Source organism: Micromonospora yasonensis (genome assembly GCF_026013475.1).
Taxonomy (GTDB): Bacteria; Actinomycetota; Actinomycetes; order Mycobacteriales; family Micromonosporaceae; genus Micromonospora; species Micromonospora yasonensis.
In genome coordinates this window covers 44761-59069 of record NZ_JAPDPH010000014.1, presented here as the reverse complement: position 1 = coordinate 59069, position 14309 = coordinate 44761, and the positions used below count along the sequence as shown (strand labels likewise).

At 71.9% G+C, this 14309-nt stretch carries 11 protein-coding genes; 3 read left to right on the top strand and 8 right to left on the bottom strand.

The genetic code is table 11. The features are described 5' to 3' along the window. The coding region (locus ONA70_RS05560) for a peptide ABC transporter substrate-binding protein (RefSeq protein ID WP_265005245.1) at window positions 1-1272 on the bottom strand (1272 nt) is incomplete at its 3' end. 285 nt (window positions 1273-1557) lie between these two features. On the opposite strand from ONA70_RS05560, the gene ONA70_RS05555 reads away from it, so the two are divergent. Genes ONA70_RS05555 through ONA70_RS05545 form a run of 3 tightly spaced genes read left to right on the top strand, consistent with a single transcriptional unit; the run spans window position 1558 to window position 5155 of the window. Then, the gene (locus tag ONA70_RS05555; protein WP_265005244.1) at window positions 1558-2703 is read left to right on the top strand and encodes an ROK family transcriptional regulator; all 1146 of its coding nucleotides are present in this window, start codon (window positions 1558-1560) and stop codon (window positions 2701-2703) included. 12 nt (window positions 2704-2715) lie between these two features. Continuing rightward, window positions 2716-4185 carry a M81 family metallopeptidase gene (locus ONA70_RS05550; RefSeq protein ID WP_265005243.1) on the top strand — a complete coding sequence of 490 codons (1470 nt, stop codon included), beginning with the start codon at window positions 2716-2718 and terminating at the stop codon, window positions 4183-4185. Window positions 4186-4189: 4 nt separating this feature from the next. Further along, a complete protein-coding gene (locus ONA70_RS05545; protein WP_265005242.1) occupies window positions 4190-5155 on the top strand; it encodes an ROK family protein in 966 nt (321 codons plus the stop codon). 101 nt (window positions 5156-5256) lie between these two features. Here ONA70_RS05545 and ONA70_RS05540 read toward each other — a convergent pair whose 3' ends face one another. The 7 genes from ONA70_RS05540 to ONA70_RS05510 are packed head-to-tail and all read right to left on the bottom strand — an operon-like array spanning window position 5257 to window position 14223. After that, the gene (locus tag ONA70_RS05540) at window positions 5257-6255 is read right to left on the bottom strand and encodes an LLM class flavin-dependent oxidoreductase (RefSeq protein ID WP_265005241.1); all 999 of its coding nucleotides are present in this window, start codon (window positions 6253-6255) and stop codon (window positions 5257-5259) included. Beyond that, window positions 6255-8684, bottom strand: coding sequence for a DUF885 family protein (locus ONA70_RS05535; RefSeq protein WP_265005240.1), 2430 nt, complete (start codon window positions 8682-8684; stop codon window positions 6255-6257). Before ONA70_RS05535 ends, ONA70_RS05540 begins: the two co-directional genes overlap by 1 nt. A gap of 28 nt (window positions 8685-8712) precedes the next feature. Continuing rightward, on the bottom strand, window positions 8713-9714 hold the full coding sequence (locus ONA70_RS05530) for an ABC transporter ATP-binding protein (protein WP_265005239.1): 1002 nt from the start codon (window positions 9712-9714) through the stop codon (window positions 8713-8715). Then, on the bottom strand, window positions 9711-10685 hold the full coding sequence (locus ONA70_RS05525) for an ABC transporter ATP-binding protein (protein ID WP_265005238.1): 975 nt from the start codon (window positions 10683-10685) through the stop codon (window positions 9711-9713). Before ONA70_RS05525 ends, ONA70_RS05530 begins: the two co-directional genes overlap by 4 nt. Window position 10686: 1 nt before the next feature. After that, window positions 10687-11574: an ABC transporter permease gene (locus tag ONA70_RS05520; protein ID WP_265005237.1), complete on the bottom strand. Its 888-nt coding sequence runs from the start codon at window positions 11572-11574 to the stop codon at window positions 10687-10689. Then, window positions 11571-12656, bottom strand: a complete 1086-nt coding sequence (locus ONA70_RS05515; protein ID WP_265005236.1) for an ABC transporter permease — start codon at window positions 12654-12656, stop codon at window positions 11571-11573. The genes ONA70_RS05520 and ONA70_RS05515 overlap by 4 nt, the downstream gene beginning before the upstream one ends. After that, window positions 12643-14223, bottom strand: a complete 1581-nt coding sequence (locus ONA70_RS05510; RefSeq protein ID WP_265005235.1) for an ABC transporter substrate-binding protein — start codon at window positions 14221-14223, stop codon at window positions 12643-12645. The genes ONA70_RS05515 and ONA70_RS05510 overlap by 14 nt, the downstream gene beginning before the upstream one ends. Between the last annotated feature and the right edge of the window lie 86 nt (window positions 14224-14309).

Sequence of the window (14309 nt, the reverse complement as noted above, 5' to 3'; positions counted from 1 at the left end):
GCCCGGCGTCTGGCAGGTGGTCTGCCCGTCCGGGGTCACCTTCCAGCCGTGGCTCTCCAGCAGTTCCTTGGCCTTGGCCGGGTCGAACGAGTAGGCGCAGCCGGTGGCGTCGGTGTTGGTGCCCGGCTTGGCCGGCACCGGACCGCAGGTCGGCGCGGCCGTGCCGGACCAGATCACCTTGCTGATGGTCGGCTGGTCGATGAGCATCTGCAGCGACTGCCGCAGGTACGGCTGCTTGAACAGCACCCCGGTCTTCGGGTTGTTGAAGTTCAGCTGCAGGTAGGTGACGGACCAGCCGTACCAGGGCGAGACCGTGTAGCCCTTGGACTTGAGGTAGCTCTCCTGGGACAGGTTGGCCGCCGGCACATACCCGTAGTCGATGTCACCGGCGCGCAGCACGTTGAACTCGGAGTCGTCGCTGGTGAACGGCCGGAGTACGACCTTGGCCAGCTTCGGCTTGTCCGTGCCCGAGTAGTTCGGCTGGGCGGTGAGGGTGACCTCGCCGTTCGGCACGTACTTGGCCAGCTTCCACGGGCCGCTGGTGACCTTCCACAGCTCGTTGGAGTCGTACGTCTTGGGGTCCTTGGCGGCCGCGGTGAGGAAGTCGAAGACCTTCTTCGCACCCTCTGGCGTGCTGGCCAGGTTGCTCACGGTCGCGGTGGCGGAGTCCTTGTCCCAGGCGTGCTCCGGCATCGGGGTGATCTTGTTGAGCTGGTTGTCCACGAACCAGGCGGTGTTGTAGACCTTCGCGGTGGTGATCGAGAAGGTCTTGTCGTCCTTCACCGACCACTGCGCGATGTTGTCCGGGAGGCCGCCGGCCCGGTAGGACGCCCACTTGTCCTTGTTCGCGGTGACCAGGTCGTACCAGAACTGGATGTCCTTGGTGGTGACGGGCTTGCCGTCGGACCAGGTGTTGTCCTTCAGCGTGATGGTCAGGGTCTTGCCGCCGTTGCTGACCACCGGCGGCTCGGCCATCGAGCGCTGCGGATCGATGTTGTACTGCGCCGTGCCGTCCAACTTGTACTGGTACAGGGACCGGTACAGCGCCTGGCCGAAGATGGCGTTCTCGCCCTGGGTGAAGCCGGGCGCCGAGATCGGCAGGATCCAGTTCGGGGTACGGAAGGCGACGGTCGCCGTGTCCTTGCCCTGGCTCCCGCCGTCCTTCGACGAACCGCTGCCGCCACCGCAGGCGACCAGGCCGGCCCCGAGGGCGACCGCGCTGGCTACCGCCAACGCGCCGCGGACGGCGCGCCGGGGAAATCTGCTCCTCATGAATCTCCTCGATTTTCTGCACGTGCCCGCGTCTTCGGGCGCCGGCGGCGCAGCGCGCGTCCAGCCGCCTGGTGCTGCTCCTCGTCGTCGACGCGGAGAATGTATCCGCACCGAAGTTTGGAGTCAACGAAAATTAACCTCTTTGTTCGGCGACTTTCGTCGGGGTACGATCAAAGTCGGCGAAGCATCGAACGATGCTCTTCGCGTGGACTCCGGAGCGCAACCAGGCTTTGGCACTGCGACACTGGGCGGCGCCGGAGGACCGCCCGAACAAGGAGAGACATCTTGGAACCACCGATCTCCGCCACCCTGCGCGACCAGACGCTCAGCCTGCTGGCCAGCGGCGCGGCAACCTCGCGCGCCGACCTGATCGAGGCGTTGCAGGTCGCCCCCTCGACCGTCACCACGGTGGTGCGCCGGCTGCTCGAGGAGGGCGTCATCCTGGAGGAGGGGGTGGGCCGGTCCACCGGTGGGCGACGGCCGCGGATCCTGCGCCTGCGGGAGACGAAGGGGGTCCTCGCCGTCGCGGAGCTGGGCGGCAGGCACGCCCGGGTGGGGTTGTGCGCGCCCGGCAGAGAGCTGGTGGCCACCGAGGAGGTGGCGATCGACATCGCCGCCGGCCCGGAAGAGGTCTTCGAGGTCGTCGCCGCGGCCTTCGCGCGGCTCCAGGCGGCGTCCGCGCCCGGCCAGGAGCTACTCGGGGTCGGCGTCGCCCTACCGGGTCCGGTCGCGTTCCCCGACGGGCGGCTGGTCGGCCCGGCCCGGATGCCCGGCTGGAGCGGCTTCGACGCCAGGCCCCACCTCGCCGAGCGGTTCCAGGTGCCGGTGGTCGTCGAGAACGACGCCAAGGCGGCGGCGATCGGCGAGTACGTCACCCGGGGCCAGGAGTCCGGCGACATGATCTACGTCAAGGCCGGCACCGGCATCGGCGCCTGCCTGGTCAGCGATGGTCAGGTCTTCCGCGGCGGCCGTGGCCTCAGCGGCGACGTCACCCACGTACGCGTGGCGGACAGCGGTGAGCGGGTCTGCTCCTGCGGCAGCCGCGGCTGCCTGGAGACCGTTGCCAGCGGCGCCGCCCTGGCCCGCCAGTTGGCCGAGCAGGGCTCCTCGGCCACCACGGTCCGGGACATCATGGCGGCGGCCAGCGACGCCGACCCGACCGTGGTGACGATGGTCCGCCAGGCCGGCCGGCTGCTCGGGGTGGCGCTCTCCGGCCTGGTCAACTTCCTCAACCCCGACGCCGTCGTCATCGGCGGCGCACTGTCCAGCCTCGACGTCTACGTGGCCGCGACCCGGGGAATGCTCTACGAGCGCTGCCTACCGTCCATGACCCAGTCCCTGACCATCGAAGCCAGCGTCGCGGGCCCGGATGCGGCCCTGGTCGGCCTCGGGCACCTGCTGCGCACGACGGCCGACGTACGACTTTCCTGAGGAGCAACACCCGTGCCCCGTCCCCTCCGCGTCGCCATCGGCGGCATCCACATCGAGTCCAGCACGTTCTCCCCCCACCTGAGCACCGCCGACGACTTCGAGGTCACTCGGGGGGACGCGCTGCTGGCGCGATACGACTGGCTCTCCCCCGCCCAGCCCTGGGCGGCCGACGTCGAGTGGATCCCGCTGGTGCACGCCCGCGCCCTGCCCGGCGGGGCGGTGGACCCGGCGACCTACCAGGCCTGGGCCACCGAGATGGTGGAGAAGCTCGGCGTCGCCGGCCCGCTGGACGGCATGCTGCTGGACATCCACGGCGCGATGAGCGTCGTCGGGCACGACGACGCGGAGGGCGACCTGGTCACCGCCATCCGATCGGTGATCGGTCCGGAGCCGTTCATCTCCGCCGCGATGGATCTGCACGGCAACGTCTCGCAGGTGCTCTTCGACGCCTGCGACCTGCTCACCTGCTACCGCACCGCCCCGCACGTCGACGTGTGGGAGACCCGCGAGCGCGCCGCCCGGAACCTGGTCGAGGCGCTGCGCCGGCAGCAGCGTCCGCACAAGGCCCTGGTCCACGTGCCGATCCTGCTGCCGGGCGAGATGACCAGCACCCGCGAGGAACCGGCCCGGGGCCTCTACGCGAGGATTCCCGAGGTCGAGGCCCGGGACGGCATCGTGGACGCGGCGATCTGGATCGGGTTCGCCTGGGCCGACCAGCCACGCTGCCGCGGCGCGGTGGTCGTCACCGGCACCGATGCCACCACCACCGCCGAGGCGGCCCGTGAGCTCGGCGGGCACTTCTGGGCGGCCCGCGACGAGTTCGCCTTCGTCGCCCCCACCGGCTCGATGGACGAGTGCCTCGACACCGCCCTGGCCGCGGTCGCCGATCCGGCCCGGCGACCGTTCTTCATCAGCGACTCGGGCGACAACCCTGGCGCCGGCGGCGCCGACGACGTCACCTTCGCCCTCGAGCGGATGCTGGCCCGCCCCGAGATCCGCGACGGCTCGCACCGTGCCGTGTTCGCCTCGCTGGTCGACCCGCAGGCCGTCGCGCAGATCGCCGACCAGCCGCTCGGCTCTCCGGTCCGGGTGACGGTCGGCGGGCGGATCGACTCCCGGGACCCGGGCCCACTCCCCCTCGACGGAATCCTGGAGGCGGTCGCCGACGATCCCGACGGCGGGCGGTGCGTCAGCGTACGGGTGGGCGGGTTGAGCGTCTTCGTCACCTCCCGCCGGATGCAGTACCGCCTGCTGGACTCGTACGCCCGGCTGGGGATCGCGGTCGACGCGGTGGATCTCGTCGTGGTGAAGATCGGCTATCTCGAGCCCGAACTGTTCGACGCGGCCGGCGACTGGCTGCTCGCGCTGACGCCGGGCGGCGTCGACCAGGACCTGGTGCGGCTGCCGTACCAGAATGTGGTGCGCCCGGTGTTTCCCCTGGACCGCGACTTCACCGCGGACCTCACCGTGGTGACCGGGTGATCGCGTGACCCAGCCCGAAGGCCGGTGCGTCCTCGCCGTCGACGTCGGGGGGACGACCATCAAGGGGGCCGTGGTCGACGCGGACGGCCAGTTCCGGCATTCGCTCGTCGTGCCCTCCCGGGCGGACGACGACCCGGTCGAGGCGGTCCGGGCCCTGTGCCGCCAGTTGCGCGACGACGCGGTCGCGCTGGGCCCCACCCCCGCCGCGATCGGCGTGGTCACGCCGGGCCTCGTCGACGAGGTCGACGGGGTGGTGCGGTACGCCGCCAACCTTCGCTTCCGCGACGTGCCGCTGCGCGCCCTCGTCGGAGACGACCTCGGACTGCCGGTGGCGGTCGGACACGACGCGCGGGCGGCCGGCGTCGCCGAGGCGGTGGCCGGAGCGGCCACCGGACTGGACAACTTCCTGCTGCTGCCGCTGGGCACCGGCATCGCCGCGGCGGTGGTGGTGCACGGCGCGCCGGTGCCGGGCGCGACCTGCTCGGCCGGCGAGGTCGGCCACATGCCGGTCTACCCCGGTGGCGAGCCGTGCAGTTGCGGCCAGCGGGGATGCCTGGAGGTGTACGCCTCCGCCGGCGGTCTGGCCCGCCGCTACGCCCGGCTCGGCGGAACACCCGGGCTGGACAGCCGAGCCATCGCCGACGCGGTGGCCACCGACCCGGTGGCCCGCGCCGTCTGGGACGACGCGACCCAGGCCCTGGGCACCGCCCTGGCCACGCTCACCCTGACCCTCGACCCGGCCCGCATCGTGCTCGGCGGTGGGCTCGCCGAGGCGGGCGCGCAGTTCCTCGACCCGGTACGCGCCGCCCTGCACGCGGCTCTCGCCTGGCGGACCCCGCCCCCGGTGCTGCGCTCCGCCTTCGGCGCCCAGGCCGCCCAGGTCGGCGCGGCCATCATGGCCCGACGGGAGGCCGGCCTGCCCGTACCGGACGGCTGGGGCGCACCCGAGCTGGTGCCGGGCGTGGTGTGACGGCGACGGGCGGCAGCCCGCGCGTCGCGGTCACTCGCCGCCGGGCGGCCGCCCGGTCGTGATGTCACCGCTGCTGTTCCGTGGGGGCGCGCACGGGCAGGTCATGTTCCACCTGTCGCGAGGGCCGGCAACACCTCGCTGCCCAGCACATCGAGCGCCTCGCGCACGTCCGGACCCAGCGGTGGCCCGAACGACAGGTGAGTGGCGCCCATGGCCCGTAGGGACCGGCAGCGCTGGACCACCTGCGCCACGCTCCCGGTGATGCCGAGCGCCAGCATCTTCTCGTCGACGAGCCGTGCGGCGGCGGCGAGACCCTCGCGCTCCAGGACGGTGGTGAGCGGGCCGAAGTCCTCGACGGCGAGGCCGGCCCGGGCCAGCAGGTACGGCGCGAAGGACGGTCCGTAGTAGGCGATCTTGGCCGCCAGTGCGAGCCGGGCGGCGTCGGGGTCGTCCGCGACCGACACCCAGAAGCAGGCGGGGATGTCGACGTCGGACGGTTGCCGGCCGGCTTCCCGCACGCCACGCATCACCTGCGCGCGTGCCTGCGTGAAGTGCTCCGGCGGGTACAGCAACGGCAGCACCCCGTCGGCCAGCCGGCCCGCCATGTGCAACATCTTCGGACTCATCCCGCCGACGTACACCGGTACCCGGTCGGTCAGCGAGAAGCGCAGCTGCGACAGGGGCCCGAACCAGTCCGGCAGCTTGCCGTCGACGTCGCCGCCGCCGAGCAAGGTTCGGGCGACCCGGACCGTCTCCGCCGTCTTCGTCAGTGGCCGTGGCCGCTCCAGCCCCGCCCAGGCGAGGAACTCGGCCGAGCCGGCCGCGACGCCGAGCAGGAACCGGCCACCGGTGGCCTCCTGCATGGTCCCTGCCATCATCACGATCTCGGCCACGTGCACGGAGTACGGGTTCATGATCCCGACGCCGAGCTTCAGCCGTTCCGTCTTCGCGGCGAGCACCCCGAGCAGCACCGGCGCGGAGCGCAGGAACAGGTCGTTGGAAACCCACAGCTGGTCGAAGCCGTACCGCTCGGCACGCTGCGCGAGGTCGACGAGGGTGGCGACGTCGAGGTCGTTGTTGACCCGTAGCGAGTAGGTCATCAGCTGACGGCCTCCGCGTCGACCTCGACCTCGACGAGGAAGCCGGGCCCGATCAGCGAGCCGACGACGTAGGTGCTGTTCGCCGGTGCCACGTCGCCGAGCACCTCCGCGTGCGCGCGTGCCGCTTCCTGCCAGTCCGCTTCGGGCGCGAGCAGCAGGCGCGTGCGCAGCACGGAGGTCCGCGCGCCGCCGAGTTTCTCCACCGCCGCCACTGCCCGGCGCAGGCACTCGACGGTCTGGGCGTACGTGTCGCCGGGGTGCAGCGCCGCGCCGTCCGGGCCGTGCGCGGTGGTGCCGCTGACCGCGATGCTGGTGCCCTGCCGGGCGGCGCGGGAGTAACCGGCCGCCTCCTCCCAGCCGGTACCGTCGCGGAACCGTGGCCCGGGCGCGGCCGTGCCGACGCCAGCGGACGCGGTGTCGGGTTCGGGCGTGCTGCCCTGGGCCGGATCGGTGTACTCCTCGATCCGTACCACCCGCCCGTGCCGCACCTCGACCCGCATCATGGCGTCGACGGCGAGCTCGGCGCCGGTGCTGCGCTCGCGGCCGCGGAACACGCAGCGCTGGACGTAGCCGTCCGGCACAACGTCGATGCGCACGTCGGTGGCGTGGAAGCCGTCGTAGTGCGCGGCGATCCGGCGCACCGCGTCGAGGCTTTCCGCCTTGTCCCGTTCGATGCCGTCGAAGTTGTGCCACACCCGGACGTCGTCGGCGTAGAGCTCGTCGACGCGGTCGACGTCACCGGTCGTGATGGCGGTGAGGAGTTCCTCGGCGAGGCGCCGCATGTCGACGGCGGCGTCGGCGCGCGCGTCGGCGCGCGTGAGGTCGCCGGGGTCGCCCAGCATCTGCAGCCGCTGCACCGCGATGGGCAGGTTGCCGTCGGCCCACAGGGCGTCGTGGAAGGCGCGCAGGTCGAACCCGTCGCGGTCCCGCCGCGCCGCGTCCGCCAGCAGGCGCAGCACCTGTACCTTGCCGACCTGGTACGACAGCCCCTGCCCGGGCGTGGCCGCGAAGAAGGCGGCCTCCTGCCGGGCGGTTTCGAGGTCGACCGGTACGAGGTCCCGCAGCATCGCGGCGGCGGTGTCGATGTCGATGTCGCCGAGCGCCAGCTTGACGTCCACCGCCACGCGGATCGCCCGCAACCGCATGAAGTTGTAGACGATGGCGCGGGTCAGCGGCGCGTCGTCGAACAGCCCGGCCTGCAGCACCATCTCCTCGTGGTAGAACGCGATCCCCTCGTTCGGCACGGAGTCGTAGAACTGCCGGTGGGCCGGTTCGGGGTGCCGCCAGGTCAGCGCGAGCTGCTGGTAGTGCACCCCCTCGTGGATGATGCCGGCCCTCGGGTCGGCCGCGTTGGCGCGGTAGAAGTACGGCAGGTCAGGACCGGGCGGCGGCACGTAGCTGACGCCGTCGCGGTCGAGTCGGTGCTCGTCGGTGAGGTCGTCGGTGACGCCGAGCCAGCGCAGCGGCGCCAGGTGGGCGGGAAGCGGCAGGTTGCGGTAGTGCCGCAGGGTGGCCGGCTGCGAGAGCAGGTTGCGGTCCTCGTAGAAGGCGCGTACCTGATGCTCGGCGACCCGCTCCGACTCGGACTGCTCCTGCGCGCTCGCCGGCGGAGCCGGCCATCGCGGGGGCCCGGACCGGGCCTGTTCGAACAGCTCGAACGCTTCGGCGCGGTCTCGCTCCTGCGCGGCGAGCGCAAGGATCTCCGCGGTCGAGTACGGCAGCAGCGCGACGCGGTGGAGGAAGAATCCGAAGGCCTCCGGGCCGACCGGCTGATGCGGCGAGAACGTCGGCAGCCGGTCGATCAGCCAGGACCGCCATTCGGCGAGCGCCTGTGCGGCCTCCGCGGCGGCAGACCGGGCGGCGTCGCGCCATTCGGCGGCGAGCAGCGGCGCCAACAGGTCGATGGCGGTGCGAAGCTGCTGCGGCGCGTCGGCGCTGTCACCCAGCGCGAGTTCGGTGAATTCGCGGATGCCGGTTCCGGCGAGGTTGCCCCGGGCGGTGTCCAGGGTGGCGGGGATCCACCGGAGCCGCTCGACGATGTCGGCGCTGCGCGCGGCGTCGAACGGGTCGGGCGACAGCAGCGCGTCGAAGATGTGGCCGACGGTCTGGTCGAGGTAGAACCACGGGTCGCGCTGCCAGCTACGGACGATCTCCAGTTCCCAGCGCACCCGTGCGGTCGCCGACGCGAGCAGCCGTCGCGGTACCTCCACCCGCGGGTCGTCCGATCCGGCGACGGCGCCGCACCGGCGCTCGATGTCGGTCACGAAGCGCAGGTCGTCGGCGACGGTCGCGGCATCCCACAGCGGGCGCCAGCCAGCGGGCCGGGGGACCCGGGGGATGTCGTCGCGGGTACGCGGTGCGCGAGCCAGCCGCCAGGCCCAGAACTGCTGCGTCAGACCGGCCAGAACCGATGTCGCCGCTGCGCTCACGCCGTGCCTCCCTTACCTCTGGTGACCGTTACTTCTGCGCCGGCGACGCCGCCGGGTCCAGTTCCCCGAGCGGACGCGCCGGTTCGCCGGCGTTCTGCAGCACGCACGCGGCCGCCCGATCCCCGGACAGGGCGACGAGCGGCGGATCGTGGCGCACGCACTCCGGCCGCGCGAGGGGGCAGCGCGGGTGGAAACGGCAGCCGGTCGGGGGCCGCGCCGGGTCGGGAACGTCGCCCGGCAACTCGACCGGCAGGACGCCGGCCCCGTCGGCGCGCGGCACGGCGGCGATCAGCGCACGGGTGTACGGGTGCGCCGGCGCCGACCAGAGCTGCTGGGTGGGTCCGACCTCGACGACGCGACCGAGGTACATGACCGCGGTGCGGTCGGCGATCTGCCGTACCACGGACAGGTCGTGCGAGATGAACACCATGCCCATGTCGAGTTCGCGGACGAGCGCGACGAGCAGGTTGGCCACGGACGCCTGCGCCGATGCGTCCAGTGCGCTGATCGGTTCGTCGGCGATGATGCAGCTCGGGTCGGTCGCCAGTGCCCGCGCGATGGCGATGCGCTGGCGCTGGCCGCCGCTGAACTCGTGCGGGTAGCGGCTGGCCGCGTCCGCCGCCAGTCCGACGCGCTCGAGCAGCTCGCCGGTTCGGCGTACCGTCTCGGCGCGGGCGACCCCGCCGAGGAGGTACCCGTCGGCGATCTGCTCGCCGACGCGCCGCCGCGGGTTCAGCGACGCGTAGGGGTCCTGGAAGACCATCTGCAGCCCGCGCAGTTGCCGAGGTCGCCTGCGCCGGCCGAGCGGGGCGACCGGGTGGCCGGCGAAGCGGATCTCGCCGGCGGCCGCGGGCAGCAGCCCCACCACGGCGCGCCCCAGCGTCGACTTGCCGCAGCCGGACTCGCCGACCAGGCCGAGGATCTCGCCGCGGTTCAGCCGCAGGTCGACGCCGTCGACGGCGCGTACGGTCGGACCGCCACGCCGGTGGTACTCGACCGCCAGTCCGGTCGCTTCCAACAGGACGCTCACGCGGCGCCTCCCAGCGGATCGGGTGGGCAGGCCGAGGTGTGTGCCTCGCCGACGAGGACCGGCGCCGGGCGTTCGGTCCGGCAACTCGGGAGCGCGAACCCGCAGCGGGGGTGGAACGGGCACCCCTCGGGTACCCGGCCCAGCGGCGGAGGGCTGCCCGGGACGGGTCGCAGCGCCGCCGCCCCGCCCTCGGGATGCGGCAGCGCGTCGAGCAGCCCTCGCGTGTACGGGTGCCGGGGCTGGTTCAGCACGTCCTGCCGCGGGCCGGTCTCGGCGAGCCGGCCGCCGTACATGACGCAGATCCGGTCGGTCACGGCGGACATCACGCCGAGGTCGTGGGTGATCACCACGACGGCGAGGTCCTGCTCGCGGCGGAGCCGGTCGAGCAGCCGCAGGATGCCCGCCTGCACGGTGACGTCGAGCGCCGTGGTGGGCTCGTCGGCCAGCAGCAGGCGTGGCTGGCAGGCCAGCGCCACCGCGATGGCGATGCGCTGGCGCATGCCGCCGGAGAACTGCGCGGGATGGGCCGACAACGCCCGTTCCGGGTCGGGTATCCGGACCGTGGCGAGCAGCTCGGTGGCGCGGCCGCGCGCCTCGGACCTGCCGAGTCCGAGGTGGTGGCGCATGTGCTCGGTCAGCTGCGTCTCGACCGTGAGCATCGGATGCAGGCTGGTCGACGGATCCTGCGACACCATGGCGATGTGCCGCCCACGCACGGAGCGCAGCTGCTTGGCGGACATCGACAGCAGGTCGCGCCCGTCGAACACCGCGCGTCCGCTGGTACGGGCGGCGTGTGGCAGCAGGCCGAGCAGGGCCATGGCCGTCATGGTCTTGCCGCTGCCGCTCTCGCCCGCGAGCCCGAAGATCTCGCCGGCGTCGACGTGGAACGAGACGTCGTCGACGGCCTTCTGCGGCCCGCGCCGGGTGGCGAGCCAGACGGTGAGGTTCTCGACCTCGAGGAGTGCGCCCATGTCAGTCCCTGATGGCGCGCGCGGTGCGCGGGTCAAGGGCGTCACGCAGGGTGTCGCCGACGAAGTTGAACGCGAGGACGACCGTGAGGATGGCGAGGCCCGGGAAGAGCCCGATCCACCACCGGTCGAAGTTGGCGGCGCCGGCGGCGACCATGGCGCCCCATTCGGCGGCCGGCGGCTGGGCGCCGAGTCCCAGGAAGGACAGGCCCGACAGCAGCAGGACGGCGTTGCCGACGTCGAGGGCGGCCATCACGAGCACCGGTCCGGCGATGTTGGGTCGCAGGTCGACGAGCATCGTCCGCAACGCGGACGAGCCGAGCAGCCGGCTGGCGGCCACGTATTCGGAGTTGCGGGCGGACAGCACGAGGCCGCGGACCAGGCGCGCGTACGAGGGCCAGGACACCACGACCACCGCCAGCACGGCGTTGCGGAGTTGCGGCCCGAGTGCCGCGGCGACCGCCATCGCCAGGATGATGCCGGGGAAGGCGAACACCAGGTCGGCCAGGCGCATCAGGATGCTGTCCACCCACCCGCCGAAGAAGCCGGCGATCGTGCCGACGACGGCGCCGAGCACCGTGGCGAGCACGACCAGCAGGCAGGCCAGTGGCAGCGAGATCCGGGAACCGTAGACGACCCGGCTGAACACGTCGCGACCGAGTTCGTCGGTGCCGAAGAGGTATTCGCCGGAGGGCGCCTGCAGCTTCGGCGCGAGTTGGTCGAGCGGCCCGTGCGGCGCCAGCAGCGGGGCGAGGAGGGCGACCAGCACCCACAGCACGACGAGTGCGGCGCCGACGATCGCGAGCGGCTGCCGCCAGGGTGACCGGACGGCGGCGCGGTCGCGGCGAGTGCTGACGGGCAGGTCCACCCGTGCGGGGTCGGTGACGGTCATGTCAGCCGGATCCTCGGGTCGATGACCCCGTAGAGGAGGTCGACGAGCAGGTTCATGACGATGTAGACGGCCGCGACCACGACGCTGACGCCCATGATGGCCGGCAGGTCGAGGTTGACCGCACTGCGGTACGCGTACTGGCCGAGGCCGGGCCAGGAGAAGATGTTCTCGACGAGGACCGCCCCGGACAGCAGGCTGCCGAAGGCGACACCGGCCACGGTGATGATGGCGACCAGGGCGGGACGCAGCACGTGGCGCACGATGACGACCCGTTCGGGCAGCCCCTTGGCCCGGGCCGCCCGCACGTAGTCGTTGCCGAGGATCTCCAGCATCGACGCGCGGGTGAAGCGCATCAGCATGCCGACGGTGTAGACGGCCAGCACGAGCGACGGAAGCACGAGGTGCAGTGCGGCCGACGAGCAGACGTCCCACTGCCCGGCCAGGGCCGCGTCGACGGTGTAGAAGCCGGTGACGTGGGGTGGGGCGTTCATGCCGGGGTCGAGCCGCCCGCCGCCGGGCAGCAGGCCGAACTTGAAGAAGAGCAGGTAGAACGCCACGAGCGCGACCCAGAACGTCGGCATCGACACCCCGCCGAGGCTCACCACCCGGAGCACCTGGTCGGGCCAGCGGTCCCGGGTGATCGCCGCGAGGACACCGAAGGCGACGCCGACCAGCAGCGACAGCACGATCGCGAAGAGCGCGAGCTCGATGGTCGCCGGCACGTACTCGGCGAGGTCCTGCGCGACCGCCCGGTGGCTCTGCTGGGACTCGCCGAGGTTGCCGCGCAGCACGTTGCCGAGATAGGTCAGGTACTGCACGGGCAGGGGCTTGTCCAGGCCGTACTTGCTGCGGAACGCGTCGACGGCGGCGGGGTCGGCGATGGCCCGTTGGCCGAGGTTCGCCGCGGCCGGGTCACCGGGAACCAGTTGGGTCAGGATGAACGAGACCAGCGTGATGCCGACGCACAGCAGCGCGGCGGCGCCGATACGCCGGGCGAGGAACCGCAGCACGCCCCGCCCGGAGCGGGCCGGCCGTTGCCGGCCCGCTGCGGACGAAGCGGCGGTCTGGTCAGCCGAGCTCACGGATGTTGACCAGCCAGACGGCGTTGGACTGCAGGTTCTTGACCGACTTCGCGCTGACGAGGATCTGCGCCGACTGGATCAGCGGCATGATCGGCCCCGACTTGTTCATCGACTGCTGGATCTGCATGTAGAGCGGGGCGCGCTGGTCGTCGTTGATCGTCGTGGCGGCCTGCTGGCCCAGCGTCTCCAACTGCGGGTCGGCGCCCTTGGCCCAGCCGGCGCGTAGACCGACGAGCTGGCCGGGCAGGAAGTTGAGGTAGTCGCTCGGGTCGGGGTAGTCCGGGCCCCACTGCCACAGCCCCATCTCCTCCTTGCCGGCCCGGTAGGTGTCCAGCGCGGCCTGCACGGACGCGGGGGCGAGGTTCACCGTGATGCCGACATCCTTGAGGTTGGCCTGCACCCGAGCGGCGAGGTCCCCGAAGTTGAGCCCGTTGACCTGGACGTCGCTGGGGTAGCTGAGCGACACGGTGGGGTTCGACAGGCCGGATGCCGCCAACGCCGCCTTCGCCCGGTCCACGTCGCGGGTGACCGCGTCACCGCTCGACAGGGACCCGAGGAACATCGACGGCACGATGCCCGGCGTCTGGACTGCTCCCTCGCCGGCGAGGTCGACCAGGCCCTTGTAGTCGATGCCGTACCGGACGGCCTCCTGGAACTTCGGGTTGCTCGTGGTCTTGGAGATCGCCGGGTTGTTGTTGGTGAACAGGAAGAACACGTTGGGCGAGGCGCCGCTGACGACCTGGAGTTGGTCGAGGCCCTTCGCCTGGTCCGGCGAGAGGTCGACCGCGATCTGCGACTCGCCCTTGACGACGTTGAGCCGCTGCACGTTGGCCTGCACGTTGCGGATGACGACCTTGGCGTACTTCGGCTTCGGACCCCAGTACTTCTCGTTCGCGGTCAGCACCACCTGGGTGGTGGTGCTGTAGCTGTCGAGGACGTACGGCCCGCTGCCCTGCGACTTGGCGTTGAGGAAGGCCTCCGCGGTGTCGGACTTGTCCGCGCCGACGGCGTCGCTGCCGCCGTTCTGCTTGACCACCTTGGAGTTCAGGATGCCCAGTGCCGGGTTCGGCACGATGAACGGCACCGCGGCGTTGGGCTTGTCGCTGGTGATCACCACGGTGTTCGCGTCCGGGGCGGTGACCGTGAGGCCGTCCATCAGGAAGGACGGGTTGCCCTTGAGGTTCTTCACCCGGTTGAGGGAGAAGACGACGTCGGCCGAGGTCACCGGCGAACCGTCGGAGAACTTCGCGTCGGTACGGAGCTTGAACGTGTAGGTCTTGCCGTCCGCGGACGGCGTGTAGGACTCGGCGAGGTCGGGAACAGGCTTCTTCACGTCGCTGCCCTTGAAGGTGAGCAGCGTGTCGTACATCGCGTGGTGGATCATCAACCCGGTCGGCTCGAAGGTGCGGCCGGGGTCGGCGGTCTTGAGTTGGAACGCGTTGTCGATGACGAGGGTGCCGCCAGCCTGCTGGCTGTTCGACGAGGAGGTCGAGCCGCCGCCGCACGCCGCGAGCGAGCCCGCCAGCGCCAGGGCAACTGCGAGCGCCCCGGCAGACCGGATCTTCATGCGGGCCTCCAAAGGGCCGGACTACAGAAGGATTGCCGGGCGGGTGTCCGGGCCGCCGTGAGCAAACGTTTCCACAACTTGCGCCA

What these genes read in the sequence shown, in the direction of transcription:
- ONA70_RS05520 (WP_265005237.1), bottom strand. Translation starts at nt 11,574, where the DNA reads ATGACCGTCACCGACCCCGCACGGGTGGACCTGCCCGTCAGCACTCGC.
- ONA70_RS05510 (WP_265005235.1), bottom strand. Translation starts at nt 14,223, where the DNA reads ATGAAGATCCGGTCTGCCGGGGCGCTCGCAGTTGCCCTGGCGCTGGCG.
- ONA70_RS05525 (WP_265005238.1), bottom strand. Translation starts at nt 10,685, where the DNA reads ATGGGCGCACTCCTCGAGGTCGAGAACCTCACCGTCTGGCTCGCCACC.
- ONA70_RS05540 (WP_265005241.1), bottom strand. Translation starts at nt 6,255, where the DNA reads ATGACCTACTCGCTACGGGTCAACAACGACCTCGACGTCGCCACCCTC.